At 41.7% G+C, this 19714-nt stretch carries 17 protein-coding genes; 11 read left to right on the top strand and 6 right to left on the bottom strand.

The window, feature by feature from the left end:
* Positions 1–6: 6 nt before the first annotated feature.
* Together ASG02_RS12510 and ASG02_RS12505 are read right to left on the bottom strand one after the other, a co-directional pair.
* Entirely contained in the window at positions 7–1005 is a 999-nt protein-coding gene (locus ASG02_RS12510) for an ABC transporter permease (RefSeq protein ID WP_056063963.1), read from the bottom strand.
* Positions 998–1678 (bottom strand): ABC transporter ATP-binding protein, encoded by a 681-nt coding sequence (locus ASG02_RS12505; RefSeq protein WP_056063962.1) that lies wholly within the window; start codon positions 1676–1678, stop codon positions 998–1000. The genes ASG02_RS12510 and ASG02_RS12505 overlap by 8 nt, the downstream gene beginning before the upstream one ends.
* Before the next feature lie 149 nt (positions 1679–1827).
* Here ASG02_RS12505 and ASG02_RS12500 point away from each other — a divergent pair, with 149 nt between their 5' ends.
* From ASG02_RS12500 to ASG02_RS12490, 3 genes are read left to right on the top strand one after another with little or no spacing between them, the layout of a single operon-like run.
* The gene (locus ASG02_RS12500; RefSeq protein WP_056063957.1) at positions 1828–2268 is read left to right on the top strand and encodes a hypothetical protein; all 441 of its coding nucleotides are present in this window, start codon (positions 1828–1830) and stop codon (positions 2266–2268) included.
* Positions 2265–2627, top strand: coding sequence for a hypothetical protein (locus tag ASG02_RS12495; protein ID WP_056063955.1), 363 nt, complete (start codon positions 2265–2267; stop codon positions 2625–2627). Before ASG02_RS12500 ends, ASG02_RS12495 begins: the two co-directional genes overlap by 4 nt.
* Complete coding sequence (locus ASG02_RS12490; protein WP_056063952.1) at positions 2617–2880, top strand: hypothetical protein; 264 nt, start codon at positions 2617–2619, stop codon at positions 2878–2880. Before ASG02_RS12495 ends, ASG02_RS12490 begins: the two co-directional genes overlap by 11 nt.
* Positions 2881–2914: 34 nt before the next feature.
* Here ASG02_RS12490 and ASG02_RS12485 read toward each other — a convergent pair whose 3' ends face one another.
* On the bottom strand, positions 2915–3304 hold the full coding sequence (locus ASG02_RS12485; RefSeq protein ID WP_056063949.1) for a RidA family protein: 390 nt from the start codon (positions 3302–3304) through the stop codon (positions 2915–2917).
* Between the two features lie 89 nt (positions 3305–3393).
* Between ASG02_RS12485 and ASG02_RS12480 the strand changes: the two genes are divergently transcribed.
* The 7 genes from ASG02_RS12480 to ASG02_RS15520 all read left to right on the top strand — a co-directional run bounded on the left by ASG02_RS12480 (position 3394) and on the right by ASG02_RS15520 (position 16056).
* Positions 3394–3717, top strand: coding sequence for a nucleoside triphosphate pyrophosphohydrolase (locus ASG02_RS12480; protein ID WP_056063946.1), 324 nt, complete (start codon positions 3394–3396; stop codon positions 3715–3717).
* On the top strand, positions 3714–6038 hold the full coding sequence (locus tag ASG02_RS12475) for a DEAD/DEAH box helicase family protein (RefSeq protein WP_056063943.1): 2325 nt from the start codon (positions 3714–3716) through the stop codon (positions 6036–6038). Before ASG02_RS12480 ends, ASG02_RS12475 begins: the two co-directional genes overlap by 4 nt.
* A gap of 80 nt (positions 6039–6118) precedes the next feature.
* Positions 6119–8335 (top strand): DNA phosphorothioation-dependent restriction protein DptF, encoded by a 2217-nt coding sequence (gene dptF, locus ASG02_RS12470; protein ID WP_056063939.1) that lies wholly within the window; start codon positions 6119–6121, stop codon positions 8333–8335.
* Positions 8336–9709, top strand: a complete 1374-nt coding sequence (dptG, locus tag ASG02_RS12465) for a DNA phosphorothioation-dependent restriction protein DptG (protein WP_056063936.1) — start codon at positions 8336–8338, stop codon at positions 9707–9709.
* Positions 9681–14753 (top strand): DNA phosphorothioation-dependent restriction protein DptH, encoded by a 5073-nt coding sequence (gene dptH / locus ASG02_RS12460; RefSeq protein ID WP_156359008.1) that lies wholly within the window; start codon positions 9681–9683, stop codon positions 14751–14753. Before dptG ends, dptH begins: the two co-directional genes overlap by 29 nt.
* Positions 14754–14787: 34 nt before the next feature.
* The gene (locus tag ASG02_RS12455) at positions 14788–15216 is read left to right on the top strand and encodes a hypothetical protein (RefSeq protein ID WP_050678904.1); all 429 of its coding nucleotides are present in this window, start codon (positions 14788–14790) and stop codon (positions 15214–15216) included.
* A gap of 84 nt (positions 15217–15300) precedes the next feature.
* The gene (locus tag ASG02_RS15520; RefSeq protein ID WP_056063930.1) at positions 15301–16056 is read left to right on the top strand and encodes an HNH endonuclease; all 756 of its coding nucleotides are present in this window, start codon (positions 15301–15303) and stop codon (positions 16054–16056) included.
* 63 nt (positions 16057–16119) lie between these two features.
* Here ASG02_RS15520 and ASG02_RS12445 read toward each other — a convergent pair whose 3' ends face one another.
* Both ASG02_RS12445 and ASG02_RS12440 read right to left on the bottom strand, forming a co-directional pair.
* A complete protein-coding gene (locus ASG02_RS12445) occupies positions 16120–16419 on the bottom strand; it encodes a nucleotide pyrophosphohydrolase (RefSeq protein WP_056063927.1) in 300 nt (99 codons plus the stop codon).
* A complete protein-coding gene (locus ASG02_RS12440) occupies positions 16416–18050 on the bottom strand; it encodes a DUF2075 domain-containing protein (protein WP_056063924.1) in 1635 nt (544 codons plus the stop codon). Before ASG02_RS12440 ends, ASG02_RS12445 begins: the two co-directional genes overlap by 4 nt.
* 139 nt (positions 18051–18189) lie before the next feature.
* On the opposite strand from ASG02_RS12440, the gene ASG02_RS12435 reads away from it, so the two are divergent.
* Entirely contained in the window at positions 18190–19044 is an 855-nt protein-coding gene (locus tag ASG02_RS12435; RefSeq protein ID WP_056063922.1) for a hypothetical protein, read from the top strand.
* 34 nt (positions 19045–19078) lie between these two features.
* Here the strand turns inward: ASG02_RS12435 and ASG02_RS12430 are convergent, their stop codons facing one another.
* A complete protein-coding gene (locus ASG02_RS12430) occupies positions 19079–19714 on the bottom strand; it encodes a DUF3885 domain-containing protein (RefSeq protein ID WP_056063919.1) in 636 nt (211 codons plus the stop codon).

The following is a 19714-nucleotide window of genomic DNA, read 5'->3' as shown; positions in this document are numbered from 1 at the left end:
AATCAATCAATTGGAAATATGCTGGTAGAATGATTGTCTGCGGAACCACGTGTGATGTTGTTTCCGTTCTTGAAAGAGAACGAATAGTACGAAGGTGATGACGAGACCGCGTCCAATCCATGGTAAGACGAGAAGACCGTAGTTCATTGCAGCGAACAGCTGGAGCAAGAAGCGGCGCTTACTCGGATCCCGCAGATACGTGATCAGCGGGAGTTGCTGATGCGTTTTCTTGAATAGTCGCAGATGAAGGAAGGGTCGCTTTCGATGAGACGGCTTCGGTAAGGCACCGTTCAATTCAAGGACGGTTGTTGATAAACTCGACTGTCGTTTCATCGACAACAGGATATCCTCCGTTAATCCGTCCTCACGTCGTGACCAGTGCCGGACATGGAGAGATCCGAACAGTAACACACCCAGTGCGACAACGAAGAGAACAGGGTGCGGTTGAAGCCAAAGCAGGAGCAACAGGGAGATGCGTCCTGCTGCCAGGAAGAGATGACCGCTCCATTTCCGCAAGAACCGTTGCCCAGATAACCGGTATGTCCAGAAGCTAAAGAACGGTTGGAGTAAAGAAAGCGCGAGACTAGTCAGCAGTACGGTGATACTGGATTGGTCAAACCGGATGTGATGTAGCGGGAAACAAAGTAGATGTAAGCCGGTCGTTAATAAGAAAATCCGCACGAAGTGATACCGAACAGAATACCGCTTCATTCGGACGATTGCTCCAGGAACCAGTTTGAAGAAGAGACGGTCCGCTGGTTCGAACCAAGCGTAAAAGGCAGGCAGAAACCCGTACAGCATCCAACCAAGTAAGATCCAAGCGACCGGAACTGTTTGCACCCAAACCGCTTGACCACTTAAGATCTGAATCGTCTCATAGATGATAAACAGACCGACCGGAATGACAAGATACAGCAAAATCGTCCAATCAAAAATTTCTCTAAAGAAGCGATGCTGTTCCGCATGCCGTCGACGGATCCGTTGCTTCAAAAAGGTTTCAATCATGCTCGAGTACCATCGCTTCCATGATGTCGAACAAGCGAGCACCAGGTTGACCAGAGGCTTCACCGATTTGAGCGAGTGTTCCTTGATGTTTAATGCGTCCCTGATCAATCCAGACGAAATCGTCACACAGACGTTCCGCGGAATCAAGGACATGGGTGACGAGCAGAATCGCTACGCCACGCGTTCGTTCTGCTTCGAGTACATGCAATAACCGAATCGTCGCGACCGCGTCGAGACCGACGAACGGTTCATCGATGATCAAGCAGTCCGCGCGTTGCATCAAGGCACAGACGAGCATCACCTTCTGTTTCATTCCTTTAGAGAAAGAGGACACATAGTCACCTGTGACAGCATGCAGTTCGAATGTCTTTAAGAGTCGTTCTGTGTAAGCGTGATCTGTCTCGTGAAGTGAGGCGACCAGCTCAAGGTGCTCGGAGAGCGTCAAATATTCATAATAGGTTGGCTGTTCCGGAATATAGGCGAGTGAGACCGGTAAATCGATCTCTCCTTCGACCCAAGGCAGCGTACCGAACATCGCTTGAATCGTCGTACTTTTTCCTGCACCGTTCGTACCGATCAAACCGGTGATGGATCCAGGCTGTAAGGCAAACGCAATCTCGTGTAAGACGGGCTGACCGATGTCATAACCGGCTTGGCGAATGGATACATGCATGTGAAACATCTCCTTTCACTACATTTACTGATAGAAGAAGAAAAATGTTTCACAGTCACAGAAATCAGCAGAACCATAGTAAAAAATGTAACAGGTTAAAAATAGCAAATGGGCTATAATGGAAATATCAATTTTAGAGGATGAGCGTGATGCAAACAGTCGAACGAATTTATTTCCGAGAGTCCGGTATGGGAAGAGGACAGACGTTTTGGTGGGATCGCGCAAGTCAGACGCTTCGTGCGGAAGATGAGGAAGAATTATTAGGTCCATGGTATCCGAAAGGGCGTCTCTTTCTAGATGAAGAAGAGCATCCATTATTCAGAAAGCTGACGGAAGAGGACATCTATCTAATCGACATGTGGTCGGATCGATTTAATGCCAATGAATGGCGAGAGTATTCGGATCCTGAAAGCTTTACTATTATTGGCGGAACAGATTGGGAGATTCATGTGACGACAGAAAACGGAACAGAAATAATTTCACGATCAAACGTGTTTCCACCAGGGTGGGAGATGATTCGAGAACTGCTATACGGTTATTACGATGCTGGGAGTAACCGAAAAGACGAAGAAGTGGAGGGTGAACAATGAAACGAGCCCTATTGTATCTGATACCGTTTGCGTGGCTTGGACCTTATCTCGATTGGAAAGAGGGTTCGATACTAGGGTATGCCTTATTTTTATTTGGACTCGGTGTTCTATCATATTCACTTGCGCGGAGTGGAAAACCGAAATACATCGTCATCGGCAATATGGTGTCGTTTGCGATTTCGTATGGGATCGCGCTCAGCGTGGGGGAAGGATATGGCGAAGGATACTTTAATCCATTGACAGTCAGTCAACTGGTTCTCGGAGTGAGTGTCTTGAATCTGGTCGTGCAAATACCGATTGTGATGAATGCGATTCAAAATAAAGTGATGAGAAAGGAGTTAGAAGGACATGACGGATGAGAGTCAGCAGTTACTTGATGCAATTCAGAAAATCCTAGAACGACAATCGCCACTCGATTTAATTGATATCTACCAGCGCGTCAGACAAATAGAACATTTGGATCTATCACGGTTTACATCAGAAGCAGGACTCGAGGCACGTATTCGAAAATTGATCTACCTGCATGCGAGTGAGTGTGAATTGTACCAGGGAGAGCAGGACCTTTTTTACAGTGAGACGAGGAAAGGAACAGGACGCTGGGGATTGCGATGAAAAAACGCTACGCAACGAGTGCGTAGCGATCAGATTACACGAGTCCTAAGATCTCGACTTCAACTAATGCACCTTTTGGTAGTTCCTTAACCGCGATACAAGACCGAGCCGGGAAGTAATCGTGCGGTGCGAAGTAATCGGAATAAATCGTATTAAAAGAAGCGAAGTGTTCCATGCTCGTTAAGTAGCATGTCGTCTTGACGACGCGGTCAGGTGTCAGTCCTGCCTCTTTCAGGATGGCATCGACGTTTCGCATGACTTGTTCCGTCTGCTCCGTGATTCCGCCTGGTACAAGTTCACCTGTTGCGGGATCGATCGGGATTTGACCAGAAGCATAGAGTGTTCCGTTCGCGATGAAGCCTTGTGAATAAGGACCGATTGCAGCAGGGGCGTTCGTTGTGTCGATCTGTTTGAATGTAGACATGAAAAGAACCTCCTCTTATAAAATACATATGTACGACACCGAGTGATTCGACTCGGAGATCCCTCAACCCTTCAAAGGAGTGAATTGATATGCCACTTTATCATAAATTAGTTCGAGACGCGATTCCAAACATCATCGACCAAAATGGGAAAAAAGCGACGTTCCGCACGTTGGATGAAAATGAATTCCTAGTGGAAGCGAAAAAGAAATTACATGAAGAACTGGCTGAATACGAGGAAGCGACGACGGACGCAGACGCTGTCGAGGAGTTAGCTGATTTACTGGAGCTCATCCAAGCGTTAGCGAAGACACATGGCGTGACAGTCGAGGAACTGGAAGCCGTCCGAACGAAGAAACAGCAACAACGCGGCGGATTCGAAGAACGCCTTTACCTGATCGAGGTCGAGGATTGATCCCGGAAGCGAAGCTGACGACGCATCACTTATATGACTCACTCGTCGAGGCCATTGATTTGGCAGAGGAAGTCTATATCGTCGCAGCGTTTGCTCAGAAGTCAGGCGTCGCCTTGCTCGTTCCGGCATTTCGTCGCGCCTTGCAACGAGGAGCCGAGATTCGGCTGTTGATTGGCGACTATCTACATATCACCGATCCAGAAGCATTGGCGCAGTTGCTTGCGCTTGATGGGTTGTCAGTTCGCTTTTATCGGTCAGGCGGACGCTCGTTCCATCCGAAAGCGTATCTGTTTCGAAACGCAGAGACTGGCTTATCAATCGTCGGTTCGTCGAACATCTCGAACAGTGCGCTTCGGTCCGGTATTGAATGGAACGTTCATCTACCGCAAGCTGTCGCTCCACAGATCCTTGATGATGCGATTGATGCCTTCATGGATCTTTATCTCAGCGAATCGGCAGAGGAATTGAATCCGGTTGTCTTAGACGCTTATCGTCAAGAGTACGCGGCACGTCAATATGTCGCAGAACCAGAAGTCGAGTATGACGAAGGAACGGTCGTCGTTGCGCCAGAAATCCTGCCGCACCGGGTGCAGGAAGAAGCGCTGCAAGCGTTACGGGAAACGATGGAAGAAGGACGGACACGGGCGTTGGCAGTGCTTGCGACTGGACTAGGGAAGACCTATCTGAGTGCGTTCTTTGCGGGAAACTTTACACGAGTCCTGTTCCTGGCACATCAAAAAGAACTATTACTGCAAGCAGAGCGTTCGTTTCAAAAAGTCAATCCGGCGTGGCAGACTGGCTTTTATATCGGCAGTGACCGGACCGTCACAGAGACGACGGAGATCGTCTTCGCTTCCGTCCAGACGTTGGCGCAAAAGCGTCACTTGGACCGTTTTGCAACGGATCAGTTTGATCTCATTATTGTTGACGAGTTCCATCACGCGGCAGCAACGAGTTATCGGAAAATCATTGATCATTTCACGCCTCGTTTCTTGCTCGGTCTGACGGCAACACCAGACCGAATGGATGGAGCCGATGTCTATGCGATCTGTCACCATAACGTTGCTTTCCAGATGCACTTCACGGCAGCGATTGCTGAAGGATTTTTGACGCCGTTTCATTATTACGGTATTCATGACACGATCGACTATTCTCAGATTCGACGAATTGGTCGGACCTATGATGCGTCGCAACTCGAGCATCGGCAACTCGATCGTGAAGTCGCGGATAATATCTATCATTCTTGGGAGAAACATCGGCAAACGAAGACGATCGGCTTTTGTTCGTCGATCAAGCAAGCGGAATATCTGGCGCAAGTATTCCGGGAAAAAGGAACGACGGCATTTGCACTGACAGGGCAGACGACGAATCGCGCGCAACATATGCAAGCATTCGAGCAGGGCGAAATTGACGTTCTCTTTACTGTCGATTTATTTAACGAAGGTGTCGATATTCCGAAAGTCGATACACTTCTGTTCTGTCGTCCAACTGAATCCGTCGCCATTTATACACAGCAAATCGGACGCGGCTTACGTTTAGCGCAAGACAAATCGCACTGCGTCATCATTGATTTGATCGGGAACTATCGTAACGTCGAGACGAAACTGAAATTGCTCGGAACGATGAAAGAATCGTTCAAGCGAGGGGAGACAGAACCGATTACGCCACCGCCCGGCTGTGTGATTGAGTTCGATACACGGGCATTGGAATTGATTCATCGACTCCGGCAACCAAGTCAGCGGAAGTTACGACTGATTGAACAATATGAGCAAATCAAATACGAACTCGGTCGTCGACCATCCTATGTTGAAATCGGTGAGTATGCAGCAGTTCCGCAAGGCTATAAACAGGAGTGGGGTTCTTACATTGGTTTCTTAAAAGAGCATCAGGAGTTATCAGACGAAGAGATCGAAGCATATGAAGCAAATCGTGAATTGATCGAGCAGGTCGAAAAGACGATCATGAACCGGAGCTATAAGATGGTCGTCTTGCTAGCGATGCTTGAGCGGGGAGAAGAGCGCTGGATGGAGCCGATTACGGCCGAAGAAGTCGCACCGTTCTTTTATGATTATTTGCATGCGGAGAAGTATCGGGAATTGAAGGATGCCCAAACGGCTGAGTTAAAAGGAACGTTTGATGCTACTAAAGTTGAGAGATTATTAAAAAAAATGCCGTTTCCGAAAATGGGCAGGCCATTCGTATTCGAAAACAACAAATTAACTATTTCGACAGTTGATTATGCGTCGAATGATTTTTATAAAATGATATTAGAAATTGTTCGATATAGAATGAATATATATTTTGCTAAAAAAGGAAACTGAATGTTCATTCTATCCAAATAATGATAAAGTTAAATATAACTTATTAAAATAAATGTATAAACTAATTGGGGTGAGATTGATTGAAAGAAGTAGAAGTTTGGGGAGAGTTACAGACGCTTCTTCATGTAGACGAAATAATTTTTCATTTCGATGAGATTAATCAAATGATTGAAGATAGTCCGACGGAGGCATTAGCGTATCTTGATGGATTATTCATAGCATTATCTGAAAAGCGTTCGACACAACTAGCTGAGCAAATAGGCCAAGATAAAACGAAATCACACTTGTTTCAAAAAAACTTATTACATTTGGCATGGAAACATATGCGAGTTGGACTTAATGTATCGATGCGTGAATTTCAAATTGCGAACGAATATATTAAAATAAGCGATTCAATTTATGCAGAGAATCTTCGTGTTTCAAAAGGATTTAGAGCGCTAAATATTTTAATGGAAATCGCTCAATCCTGGATCAGTGATTGTAAGTTCTTTGCTAAAGAAAATAAGATTTCAGATTTTCCGATGTCTAAGATTATTGAGACGAGTCCTACACCTGTTGAGGTGGCTATCGAGAAACCCGAACATCTTGAATACAAAGAATCGAATACTGGTTTCATAACAGAGTCTGGTGACTTTTTGACGAGAATGCGTGTCTTACAATCTTCGTCGAAAGAATCTGTTGTTCATGCAGAATCTTTTGGGTCTCTTCGGGCTTATATGCATGTTGTTCGTCCTATTCAGGAAATGTTGACGGAAAAACTGGAAGTGGCTCGCAAGAGTCCTTCACCTAGCCTGATTCTCTTATGCGGTAGTGTAGGAGATGGGAAAAGTCATCTACTTGCTTATTTGATGGAGAATCGTCCTGATTTGTTTGAAGAGGTGTTGGTACATAATGATTCGACCGAAGCACATAATCCAAGTGAAAATGCGCTTGAGACACTGGAGAGAGTCTTACATCATTTCGATGCATCACCGGAAAAGGCGAGGACGACAATTATTGCCATCAATTTAGGTGTCTTGCATAATTTTTATCATCTTCAAAAATCTAAAGGGCGTTTTAATCAAGTGACGTCTTTTATCGATCGAAGTGAAGTGTTTGCATCAGCCGCGAGTAACGGAAAAAGCGAAGGGCATTTCCATCTACTTAATTTCTCTGGAGAACAATTTTATGAAGTGACGTCGAATGGGGCCACTTCTAGAGTTTGTTTGGAAATTATCCGACGTATCACAGCGAAGGATGAAAAAAATCCATTTTATAAATCATGGTTAAAAGATATTCAACAAGAAAATGTAACGGCGGCTCATCAGAATTTTGAGTTGTTGCAACATGAATCTGTACAACAAGCAGTAGTCAAAGCTTTAGTCGAGGCGATGATTAAGCAAAAAGTAATCATATCTATGCGGGCTTTGTATAACTTCATTTACGATATCATCGTACCGGTAAAGGTGACGACGGCTATCTCTTCACTTCAAGAACATATTGATGCTATGTTACCAAATCTTTTATTCGCACACCCTGACCGTTCTCATCTTCTTCATATTTTACATGAAGTTGACCCTGTGAAGATGCGCCTTCAACATTTCGATATGATGTTGACACGTTTCATCATGACTGAACATCCTGAAAGAATGGTTAAAGAAATTCTGGGTGATCGAGCATTGGATGGTGTATGGGAACGTCTATCAGAAGCTTATGGTCGTGAGACACAGCTTGCATTCGCACGTCTGTTGATTCGTAACTATGCTTTACTCTATCCAGAAAAAATTGATGATATCTATGAATCATTCGTCCAGCTATTATTTGCTTACTACACCGGGGACGAAGAAGGTATGGGCGAGGTCTTTGAACTATTAAACAACGTATTGTATATGTGGAAAGGTTCGCCGCGCGATGGTTATATATACATCGATCCACCGAATAAACGATTCCGTATGGCCATCACGTTGAAAGTCGAAGAAAGTGTCGACGAAGAAACGTATGGGATGGCTGAAGGGCAGAATATCTTAACTCGTTTTGAGCCTTCGGTCCGTATCGGATATCAACAAGATGCGACAAATCACTTATTTGATTTGGATTATTCTTTGTTTGCTTTACTGAAAAAAGTAGCATCCGGCTACCGTCCTACAAAACAAGATGTACAAAATGCACTTCAATTTGCTGAATTTCATGAAAAGCTAATTCAAGGGGCAGACAAGACGAATAAATTATTGCTTGTCCATACACTAGATTACTCGATGCTAGAAATTTCAAAACCAAAATTCTCAAAATCACGATACGAAGTAAAGAAGGTGAAGTAAATGTATCAACTTAAGAAGGAAAGCATCCGGCGTTTTGCAGGAAAAGGTGGAAAATATGTTTTTGCACGAAGAAAGAACGTCTATCTTCTGCCTTTTCCTACCCGAGAGCCAGAGCGTGTGAAATTTGAGAACGGTTTTTTATCAGTTACCGGTGCATTCGTACGGATGATTAAAGGGAAATCTGCAGAAATCGATTTAAAAAGTCAGTCTTTTGATGACGTGCTAAGACTAGGAAAATTCGACGATGATGAGTCTAAGCAACTGTTTGAGTACTATCTAGAAGAATCAAATCATGACGTAACAAGTCAGCGAATCGATAAAATTGAGCAATTAGAGCGGGTACCTCTTTCGGAAAATGAACGAGAACAAGTAGGGGAAATCGACTTTGCTCGGTATCTATATGACACATATGCGAGAGAAAACCGAACTGTCTTACATGACCACTTCCAGACGACTGAGGAAATGGATATCATCACTACAGTACTCATGGAGCAATTATCTCCAGTAGCGCGCTACGATCAAGGAGAAGAGACATATCGCTCATTATTTCCTGGACTTGAGGAACGTTTTCAAGAGGACGTAGCACATATGCGGCGTAATCCAAAATTTCTAATCGAGAATCTGTCAGCATTACTTGTTCATTATGCATTCACATCGATTACACAAACTATCTTCAAAGTGAACAAAATTGGGCATTTTGAGGCGCACCATCTTCAACCTTTATACTTTCTTCTTCGATGGGAAAAGGGAGCAAAATGGCGTGAAAATTATGAGAGTGGATACAGATTGATTAAGTACGGACTGGAACATTTCTATGCGCATGAGCATGCATTGAATATTTTATCGATGAACGATTTTATTGGTCATGATAAGAACCGTCTATACCATGACTACTTCGAGTTTTTCGCTGAAAAACCAGAAGGGAGACAACCATTCATATCATCGATTTATGAATGGTTAGAAGAAGAATATGCTACTTGGACGAAACAGGATGTACCACACAATTTAGAAGGAAAAACATTGCGGGATGCCTTCGAAGATTTACATCGAACGATTCGGATGGGAGTATCGAAAGAATTGAATTCCCGATATCCGAAGACACTTGAAATGCTTGTAAAACAATTCTATCGGAAAAATGGTGGTTCACTTGGAACGTTATTATCCTTGTCACAAGAACAGTTATTGATGCTGGTTGCAGTATCAGTAAAAGAGGAGCGAATCGAACTACGTGAGCTATGGAAGCGGCTCGAAGAACGAGGTGTTTGGTTCGACTATAATTCGAAAGAAGAAGTCGTTAAACTACTTGATAAATTGAATTATTTGGAAAAGAAAAGCGATAGTGGGGATGCTCAATATGTCAAATCCATTCTTTAATCATATTAGTCAACAATTGAATCGCTTCTTTCAGCAAGAGGCACTAAATCAACAAACGGATCGATATTATGTTCACTTGCCCTCTAGGAAACACGTCGTAGAAATGTATAATGCACTCTCCAATTTATCGACGAGTAAACCATTTCAGTACCGTCATCCATCTGGAACACGAACGTATGAGACAATTTCCTTAGAATACGGCAGTCAAAAATTCGTTATTGCTGCAACAGGGATTGATACGAGTATCGACTTCTTAGTTACACTTCGAAATGAGATGAGTGAACAAAAAGGAATTTGGAAGGGAACTTCTCTTGTCCTTCTTTCCGACACGCTTAATGACTCAATTCGTGGCGGTGGACGGAATCTCATGAGTGAGGGACTTCCACTACACGTCAGTCAAATGGTCAAGAGTATGGATGAGTTGCTAGAGGTCAGTCGATTTTCGAAGGTAGAACAAGCCGCCTTCATGCATTATCTAAAGAATCGTGAACAAACAACGCGTATGCAAAATACATCCTTCCTTGATTTCGAGGAGACGCTTGCTTTACTAGAAAAGGGGAACTTAGAACAAGCGGATTATCGTGCGCTTCATTACTTCCAAGATAGTGGGCTTGGTATCTTATTAGAAGAGCAAGCACGGTATGAAGTGAACTCAAGAGAATGGATGAAACGTGAACGAGAAATCGACCGACGTCTTGACGTGAATACTCGAAAGCATGAAGAAATAGGTCGGTTAGTCGAGATGGGGAATGCAAGAGATCGTTTAGAGGAATTGTATGACAAAGGGGCTTCGACCTTAAGTGATGATGAAAAGTGGTATGTACAGGATTTCAATAAGATTCTTGAGTGGGAGGAGGTCGCTTCCGAGAAGAAAGTAATTCATTTCGAGGCAAACGGCATTCAAGTATCAACGGATGATATAACACCAATCGAGGAAGTCCATCTCGAGAAACGACCTAAGGCAGATACAACAGCCGGACGACGCGAATGGAATCTATTGTTATTTGCTCCTTCACATGTTTCGACTATCGAACTAAAGTTACCATTTGACCGTCACGTTAGTAATCGGTTCATCTCGACAGGAAATGCTGTATCGAGCGGACACTCAATTCGAGTTAACATTGATGCTTCATCAGGTGAAACGTTGTTCGAGCGAGTGGTTTACAAACACGAGAATAAAGCGGCGAGTACGTATAAATTTAATATTGCCATCTTACGTTGTCCGAAGGAATGGTTAGTACCTCATTTTTCTTCTTTCCAAGTCGATACGACACCTAAAAGCAAACAGGCAATCCGGTTGAATTTTGATGGAAGAGGTGTTCGGATCGGCGAAGGAGAAACAGAAATTCCTGTTCTAGTAGATGATGAGACGGTAACTATCGATGAAGGAGCTATCTTACTTTTTAAAGGTGAACAAATCGAGGAGCAGGATGAGTTTCGATTCCGAATCTCGGATGGGCGAACTTCGATGCCAATCGTCGTTAAAGATATTGCAATCCGTTCGATTCCATTGGAAGGTTCGAAGTTATGGGAAAAGAAACGTCAATCTCGTTCTTCTTTTAAAATGCTTGAAGATGGAAAGCGTGTCGAAATTGATAATCTACCTTACACGATTTATGAGAATGACCGCCGTTATTTGATGATGGAGAAAAACTGGACGAATACAAAAATGCGGTCTGCTGCAATTCGTTTGGATGAACTGGAGGAAGTTGAATTAGAGCTTCCACACACACTTGAAGAGATATACATGGAATTTTTACAAACTATCGAGCGAAAAGGCGGAATGCCTTCCTTGATTCACTATGATGAAGAAATGATTACGGTGGGAACACGATATGTCGATGCATATCTCGATAGCATCGAACAAATAGAAAGTTCACAAGTCATGATAGACGCAGAACGAAATCTTTTCCGTCTGGGAATGATTCGGGAAGGGAAATCCGTATATTTCTCACCTTTCGCTCCATTAAATGTCGCCTATCAGCTGCAGGTATCGGCAGAATTAGCTGAAGAACAAGTTGATGCAAATATATTGCGGCGTTTGAAAGCAATGTATGTTGTACCCTATCTAAAGATGCAAGATGATTTATACATGCCGATTGATGAAAGTCGAATGGCAGAGTGGCACTTATATCGGCCGAGTGAAGAGGCGTCTGTAGGAGAAACAAGCAGTTATTTAGCTAAAATCGTTTCAGAGAAGATGACACAATTCGTTGATCATTATGAATATCTATTCTCTATTGATGAAAAAGCTGCACTTCGTATCAACGTCGTAAATATTGCGAATGATCGTGAAGTTCTTCGTGGTATCGTGGATTGGCTTAAAGGTCAAGTGCGTCAGTCAGGTCACTTGGATGCATTACGCCACATTGAGGTGACTTCTTATAAACTAGATGAAAAAACGTCCAGTTTCTTCGATGAACTGAACGAAGCGAGTTCGGCATCAATTTTCAAAGAACGAACCGGTATAGATTTCGCGACAAAAGATTTTGAAGCGGATGAGGTGATGGTCGCTTTCCAGTCTGCGATTCATTATATGAAAAAGGATTTTGAAGAAACGATGGAGTATGCGCATGTAACTTTTTATAAGATGCGAAACGAAGAGAACATATCACGTCAATTAATGACGAGTTTACCGAGTAGTATGAATCTTAATGGACTATTCACGACGAGTGTCTCTTCACGAACAGACAGTAGTGGATATCGTTCAGGGTATGGAATCGGTGAAAGTGACACGAGAAGAACGCAACTGACACGTTTTGGTTATCAGATGAACGAACTTATCGCCAATATGCAAGGAGGCGGACATGATGCATACACTAAAGGTATTGCGCTCGCAATGCACGTGCGTACCGAGAGTGAACGTTTCTTAAAATCTCTCTATGAAAGCGCACATTGGGTGACATTCATTGATCCGTCGGTAGATTTGAAATATTTCCAAGAATCTTCCGACCATCTCGTCATTGTTCATTACAGTGACCAACTGTCCTCATCGAGTAGTTACGATGCAATCACAGTAACTGATAAATCGAACCTTTACTTCAATGTCATCGAAGAAATCATGCAGAGTCAGCAGGTAGAGATGACGAAAGAGGCGATTCAGAACGTCATTCTTGCATTCAATACTTTTAATGGAGAATGGTTGTTACGGGCTGTCCAAAATCGTAGCCATGATAAGCGTGAAAAGATGAGTCTGGTCTCAGCGATAAAAAGAATCTTACTACATGTTGACCATCCAAATATTCGATGGGTACCTGTTGCGATGGAGGAAATTGTAAGGGTGACTGGGAGCGTAGGACTTAGTAGAAAAGATGGATTGTTCTCAGGCAAAACGATTGGTAGACGTGGGAATTGTAGTGATGATTTAATGTTGATGGGTCTTGAACAAGTGGGTGGTCGACTTAAATTACATCTTTATCCGGTCGAGGTTAAAATTGGTTTAAATGAAACACCTATCATTGATAAAGGAATTTCGCAGGTCAAAGAATTAAAGCAACGCTTGCATGATTATCTTGTTGCAGACGAAGGTTTCGATGCGCGGTTCCTGAGAAATTATTTTGCTCGAATCTATCTCAATAATCTTGACAAGATAAAGCATAATGAGGTTTGGCCAGAACGCGATTATACAGTATCAGGTGAAGAAATCGACGGACTCTTGAATGACGATTTTGATATTACGAATGAGCTTGAAAAAGAATTCGGTGCAGGTTTTGTCGTCTCTTTCCGTAAAGCAGCAGAAGCATCAACGAGTCAAAGACGAGACGGTGTAGTGGTGCTTGAATATCCAGAATATGAAGGCTATGCTACTCTTGCATATTCAATGAAAGAGCTTTCGGAGGGTGTGGTGATTAAATCGCCACCGAAGCTGCCAGTAGTGACACCGCCAGTAGTGACACCGCCAGTAGTGACATCGCCAGTAGTGACATCGCCAGTAGTGACACCGCCTGATAAAGAGATACGTCCTTGGATTGGGAGAAGCTTAGGTAAAGCAGTTCATTGGGAGTTCATGGATAAAAATTTATCGAATCGTCATTTGCTAATCGGTGGAAGATCAGGTCAAGGGAAGACTTATTTTATTCAATCAATTTTGCTTGACTTAGCTAACAGTGGACAATCGGCACTTGTGATAGATTATTCAAGTAGTTATACGTTAACACAACTGGATGAAGTTTTTTTAAAGCGAATGGAAGGGAAGCTGACGGAACGCATTGTTTATCATGAAGGATTCCCGTTGAATCCATTCCGTCGTCGTGATAAAGAAGTTGTGGGACGGATTGAGAAAGAAAAGCCTAATGAAGTGGCGACACGTGTCGCGGATGTATTCCAAGCTGTCTACAAGACATTCGGTCCACAACAGAAGAGTGCGCTTTATGAAGCGACGAAACGTGGAATCATCAAACATGGCGACCATATGAGAATGGAGCATTTATTGAAGGAAATCAAGGAGTTGGATATAGCTACTTCAAGCGTAATCGCATCGATTACAAGTAGATTGACACAATTTGTTGATATGGATCCATTCGACTATGAAGCAGAAGATAAATGGAAAGAATATTTTGGACCAGGCGGAAAGGTGACCGTCATTCAACTCGCTGGTTACGACCAAGATGATATTAAGAAATTAATGACGGAATTCATTCTATGGGATTTATGGTACTTTACACAAGATGGAACAAAGGATGAACCCATTCCAGTTGTATTAGACGAAGCACAAAATTTATCATTTACAGATGGTTCGCCGGCAGCAAAAATTTTACGTGAGGGTCGAAAATTTGGTTGGTCAGCATGGTTTGCGACTCAAACTTTTAATAACTTCGCAAAAGATGAATTATCAATTTTAGATAATGCTGGGACGAAGATATATTTTTCTCCTGCTGAAAGCGAACTCAAAATTCTTGCGAGTCGAATTGGTATGGCGAATCCGGATGATTTACGCCAATTGCGAAAAGGACAGTGCCTCAGTGTAGGGCATTTCCTTGATGAGCAAGGTCGTTCATATAATGGTCAGCATATTGTAGATATACCGGCATTGAATGAGAAGTGATCAAGCATTTTTTGAAAATCAAGGAGGAAATATTATGTCTGTTCCACTAAAAGAAATAGTATTAGAGGCGATAGAACAACGTTACGACTGCTCATTATCCTTGATTGGACAAAAACGTATTATTTATCAAGGGGTAACAAGCGAGAATAAAACGATTAAACTTTGTACACCGGAGACGAAGTTATATAAAGAAGAGCATGGATGGTTTGATTTAACTACAAAGCAAGTAGATGAGTTGGATCAAGCAGATATTTCGATTATGGCCATTCGTGTTGAAGGCGGAAAAGTATATTATATTGAATTTAGAAATCTACGTCGCTTGATGACGGAGGAAATTACTCTTGATTACTCAAATGATGCAAAATGGAGATTCTATATTTGGGAAAATCATATTAAGTTGCGAGGTAGTGACGAGAAATTCTATGTAAGTGGAGAAATAGTAAGGACTATACAAGCAGTTTGAGAAGTAATGGTTATGAAGGCTAACATCGTTTTTGCGAAGTTAGCCTTCATTTCATAAACAAGAAATTAAAGAGGGGAAGCTGAGATGAGCAAATCGAATTTTATTATATGGATGCAAGAGACATCGACCGTTTCGTCACAATCAATCAAGAAATATGCTTTTGCTATCGATAGTGTCTCTAGAGAGCTAGATTCATATGGGCTGTCTAATGAAAAGGAGCTATTCGATATCGAGTCTGAAGAAATGATTAGAAAAATTATGCAACATCCAGATTTCATCGATAAGAACAGACGTGGAAATAATATGTATGGTGCGGCATTGAATCATTTATTGAGATGGAAACAAGAACTTGAAGTTAGAGAAATAGAGGATGAGTACGCATATGAGACGCGTGAGTTTCACCAGTATTTGCTAGCGGATTCTGATAACGGAATCAGGATGGAAGAGGCTCCTAAAACAACACCTAAAAAAATCATTGTTCATGGAAGAGAGGTCTGGTTCCGTAATCCGAGATATGCTAGAGAGGCACTGGAACGAGCTGGATACTTATGCGAATTGGATGGAACGCATCAGTTGTTCGTATCTAAATTTACTGAAGAAAATTATGTTGAAGCTCATCATCTCATTCCGATACAGTTTCAAAATAAATATAAGAATAGCTTAGATACACATGCTAATATCATTTCTATTTGTCCAATGTGCCATAGAAAAATTCATTATGGTACATTTGAAGAGATTCAAAATATGATTAAAAGATTATTTGACAGTAGAAAAGCTCGCCTCAACTCTAGTGGGATAGATTTAACTATTGATGAATTATATGATTACTATAAGCAGTGATGTAAATCACTAAGAAGGACAATTCCTGAAGTTTCTATACAGAAATTGTCCTTCTAATTTAAATTAAATTTTGTATTTTCTCCCATTCTTCCGGATTTTATCTATTACAATTTTTTCTACATCGATATTCAATTCACTACATAAAGTCAACGCGTAAATCAGAACATCAGCAATCTCTTCTTTAATATTCTCTTTGTTCTCTTCCCAAGCTTCTTCACTTGTCTTCCACTGAAAAGCCTCTAGTAATTCAGATGCTTCGATCGATAAAGAAATCGCTAAATCTTTAGCATTATGGTATTGTCTCCAATTCCGCTCATCCCGAAAGTCATCGATTTTTTTTATTAAAGATTCAATTTCATTCATGAGTCATTCTCCTTTAGTTGTAATAGACATTTTCGCAATTGCAGATTCGTAGCATAAAGATAAAGTCCTTTTACGCCTCGCTTCATCAAAACATTTAATGAGTTTAAAATGATGTCCTCTTTTGCTTGTTCATTTTCTGATTTACTTAAGTCCTGACGCGAAGTAAAGGCACCTTTATCCTTATACTGCGTAGGATCAATGACTAGCCGCTGAGTTTCTTCGTCATATTGAATAGAAGGACCAAGCACAACACCTACATAATTTAAATCAAATCCTTGAATTGTATAGATTGATCCAACTTCATTTATCGTTTCGGGTTGTTCGGCCCACGTTATATTTGAATAACTACGATTCCAGGGAAGGTTGATGCCATCCTCGTCTACGTAATAGTCAGCACCATCTTTTTTATGAAGATAATCAAAGGTTGATACCATTCTTGAAAGTCCATATTTTTGATTTTTTTGAAAAATTGCTTGTTTGAATGCTTCGGGATCTTCGAAGATTTGAAAGTCATAGTTAGAGTCTGATGGTAGTGGTAGAATCTCTCGTTCTACAAAACGATTGATCCAATGTAATGTTTTTTGACTAGCTTGCATTCGAAATTGCTTGGATAATCGTAATGTTTTCGTTGCGAAAGGACCAACGATTTCCTGAAGAGTAGTACGTCCCCAGTGGCTCTTGATTTTTAATACTTGTTTAGGATCAAAAATTAGAATAGTGACTTTACTACGTGTGATGATTTCGTTCAGCTGATTTTTTTGATGAAAGTTGTTATACGTATCTTCTTTTGTTAAGAGTAGGTGTGCTTCATCAATTAGTACAATGTCTACCATTGTGTTTTGATTACTCAATGTGTTTATGAATGGTGTAGGTTTTTGAAATTGTTTTTTCTTCAGGTTCGGTAAGCTTCCCGCAATCGATTTATACGTTTTTAGCATTTCACTATGATTAACAAGTAAGTAATTGTCTGTTTGATAAAGAGCGGAACTTGTATCTTTCGACAGGTCCTGGATTGTATTGAATAAAGAACTAAGCAAAACACTTTTGCCTGTCCCGGCATCTCCTTCAACAATAAATACATGATGTCCTGATTGTGTAATATTTATTTTGCAATATTCTAGTATTGCTTGTTTTACTTCGAGTTGTTGCTCAGACAATTCACGATATGGAGAAAGTTTATAAACATCTTTATTGCGTAGGTGTTCAAGTGTTCCTTTAGCAATGCTTTCTTCACGCAATCGTTGCCAAATGTTTTCGAAGACCGTCTCATTAAAAAAGGACTTTTGATAATAATTATGAGTATAGCGAGAGGCTGTTTGACTGACGTTCTGCAACTTATAATTGCCGTCAGCAATCAGAAAGTTGATCAAATTAGACTCTATGTTATAAGTGGCCGATTGGTTAAACTGCTCGTGTCCAACTAAAATTGTTTGATCAAGTTGTTTACGTCGAGAATCTTTTAAATGGGATTTTAATCTTTGATTTTTTTGAACCGTTTGCCCCACATATGCTTGTTCTTTAGTTGAATTATACAATAGGTAAACGATCGGATAATCGTCTATAAAATCCGACTGCGTATTGATTACGTCACTATAAGTAAATCTGCGTTTCTCGAAGTAGAGATTTTTCACTGTATGAAATCCTCTCAAGGTAATGATAAATGATTCGGCTAACCTGTAATATAATGTAATTTACATAACTAAATAATACTATAAATTGTAATGTATATAGCATATGAATTTTTAACATGCTTTTTTAGGAGGACAAAGAATGGTGACAAGCTTATTTTTAGTTGAAGGACTCCCAGGCTCAGGCAAAACAACAACAGCTGAAGCATTAACTCGTGTACTACAAAATCAACAAATCAATACACGCCTTCATATCGAAGGTGATCTCAACCATCCTGCGGATTATGAGAGTATCGCTTACTTAACGATGGATGAATGGACGGATTTTCAAAGCAAGTACGCTTCACTCGATGTCTTACGATTTGCTGAGGTGTTCAATGACTACGTGCTAATATCGTATCGTCAGTGGCAGTCAAAACAGGATGTTCCTGAAGCAGTACTTGCGTTTCTGCAAGCAAGAGATATCTATGAACTACCATTTGAGTTATATCAGTCAATGATCTTTAAAAAGTGGGAAGCGTTCGTCGCTCAAGCGTTAACGACGGATACAACATATGTTTTTGAGTGCTGTTTCTTGCAAAATCCGTTGACGATGGGACTCATCAAATACGATCTACCGAAAGAGACGTTACGAGCGTATATTAATCGCTTAGCGACGATCATCGCGCCATTGCAACCAGTTCTCGTCTATGTTGATCAACCGGATGTAGAACGAAGCTTCCGTAGAGCATTAAACGAGCGTCCACCAGAATGGGCGGACGGATTCGTATCCTATTACACGGAGCAAGCATATGGTGTGAATCGCTCGTTATCAGGAGTGGAAGGGACGATTGCAATCTTAAGGGAACGAAAAGCATTGGAACATCAGTTGTTAAAAACGCTTCCCTTTAGAGTAGAAGTATTTGGAAATGAAGACTTTTCAACAGATGTGAGACAAAAATGGTTAAAGCAGTTGATTCAGTCGACTGTGCGTTCGATTTCTTTAAGCGAGAGCTAAGTAAGAGGCGATTCTAAGTCAAAGAATCGCCTCTTTATAGTGAGAATGTCTGATCAATAGTGTTTTTATCATGGTTCAATATCCAATGCTTATAATCATCGTAGAGATCACGGATAGCGTCAGGTGTTTCGCCGATCAGGTCACAGCCTCGGTCATCATAGATGTGAAACAGACTCTTTCGTCTCGGATTAAAGAAAAAGGTACGATGGATAAAAGAAGGGCGAGAAGTGACATCATGACTGCAAATATCACGGATTAAAGCTGGATAATGAATCTCTTGCCGCGTACAGGTCAAAGACAATGTGTATGTAGCATAGGGATGCTCTTCCACATATTGTGGTGTACGATCGCATCGCAGGCGATAGCGTAAAGAAGGGGACTTCAAGTACTTCACAAATCCACTATGCACGACCGGTTTCCAACCGCTTGTTCTTTTGTAGGGACTGACCTGCACGATCCATGTGATAAGATCAGAGGGAGCATGGATGGCTTCGAATAAGGTTAGGGCTTTTCGATAGGCGGACTCTAGATAATTCGGATCATCTAGACCAACGTTTTTGAGCAATGTTGAATCGCCCAGCTCAAAGCGGATTCCGTTCGCATTGTGATAAAATAAGTTCGGATATAAGACGAGCTGGGGAAAGATCGTATACAGCTCTTGGTGATTCAA

The organism is Exiguobacterium sp. Leaf196, from assembly GCF_001423965.1.
Lineage (GTDB): Bacteria > Bacillota > Bacilli > Exiguobacteriales > Exiguobacteriaceae > Exiguobacterium_A.
The sequence above is the reverse complement of the archived record's forward strand: the minus strand, read 5'-3'. Positions and strand labels throughout refer to the sequence as shown.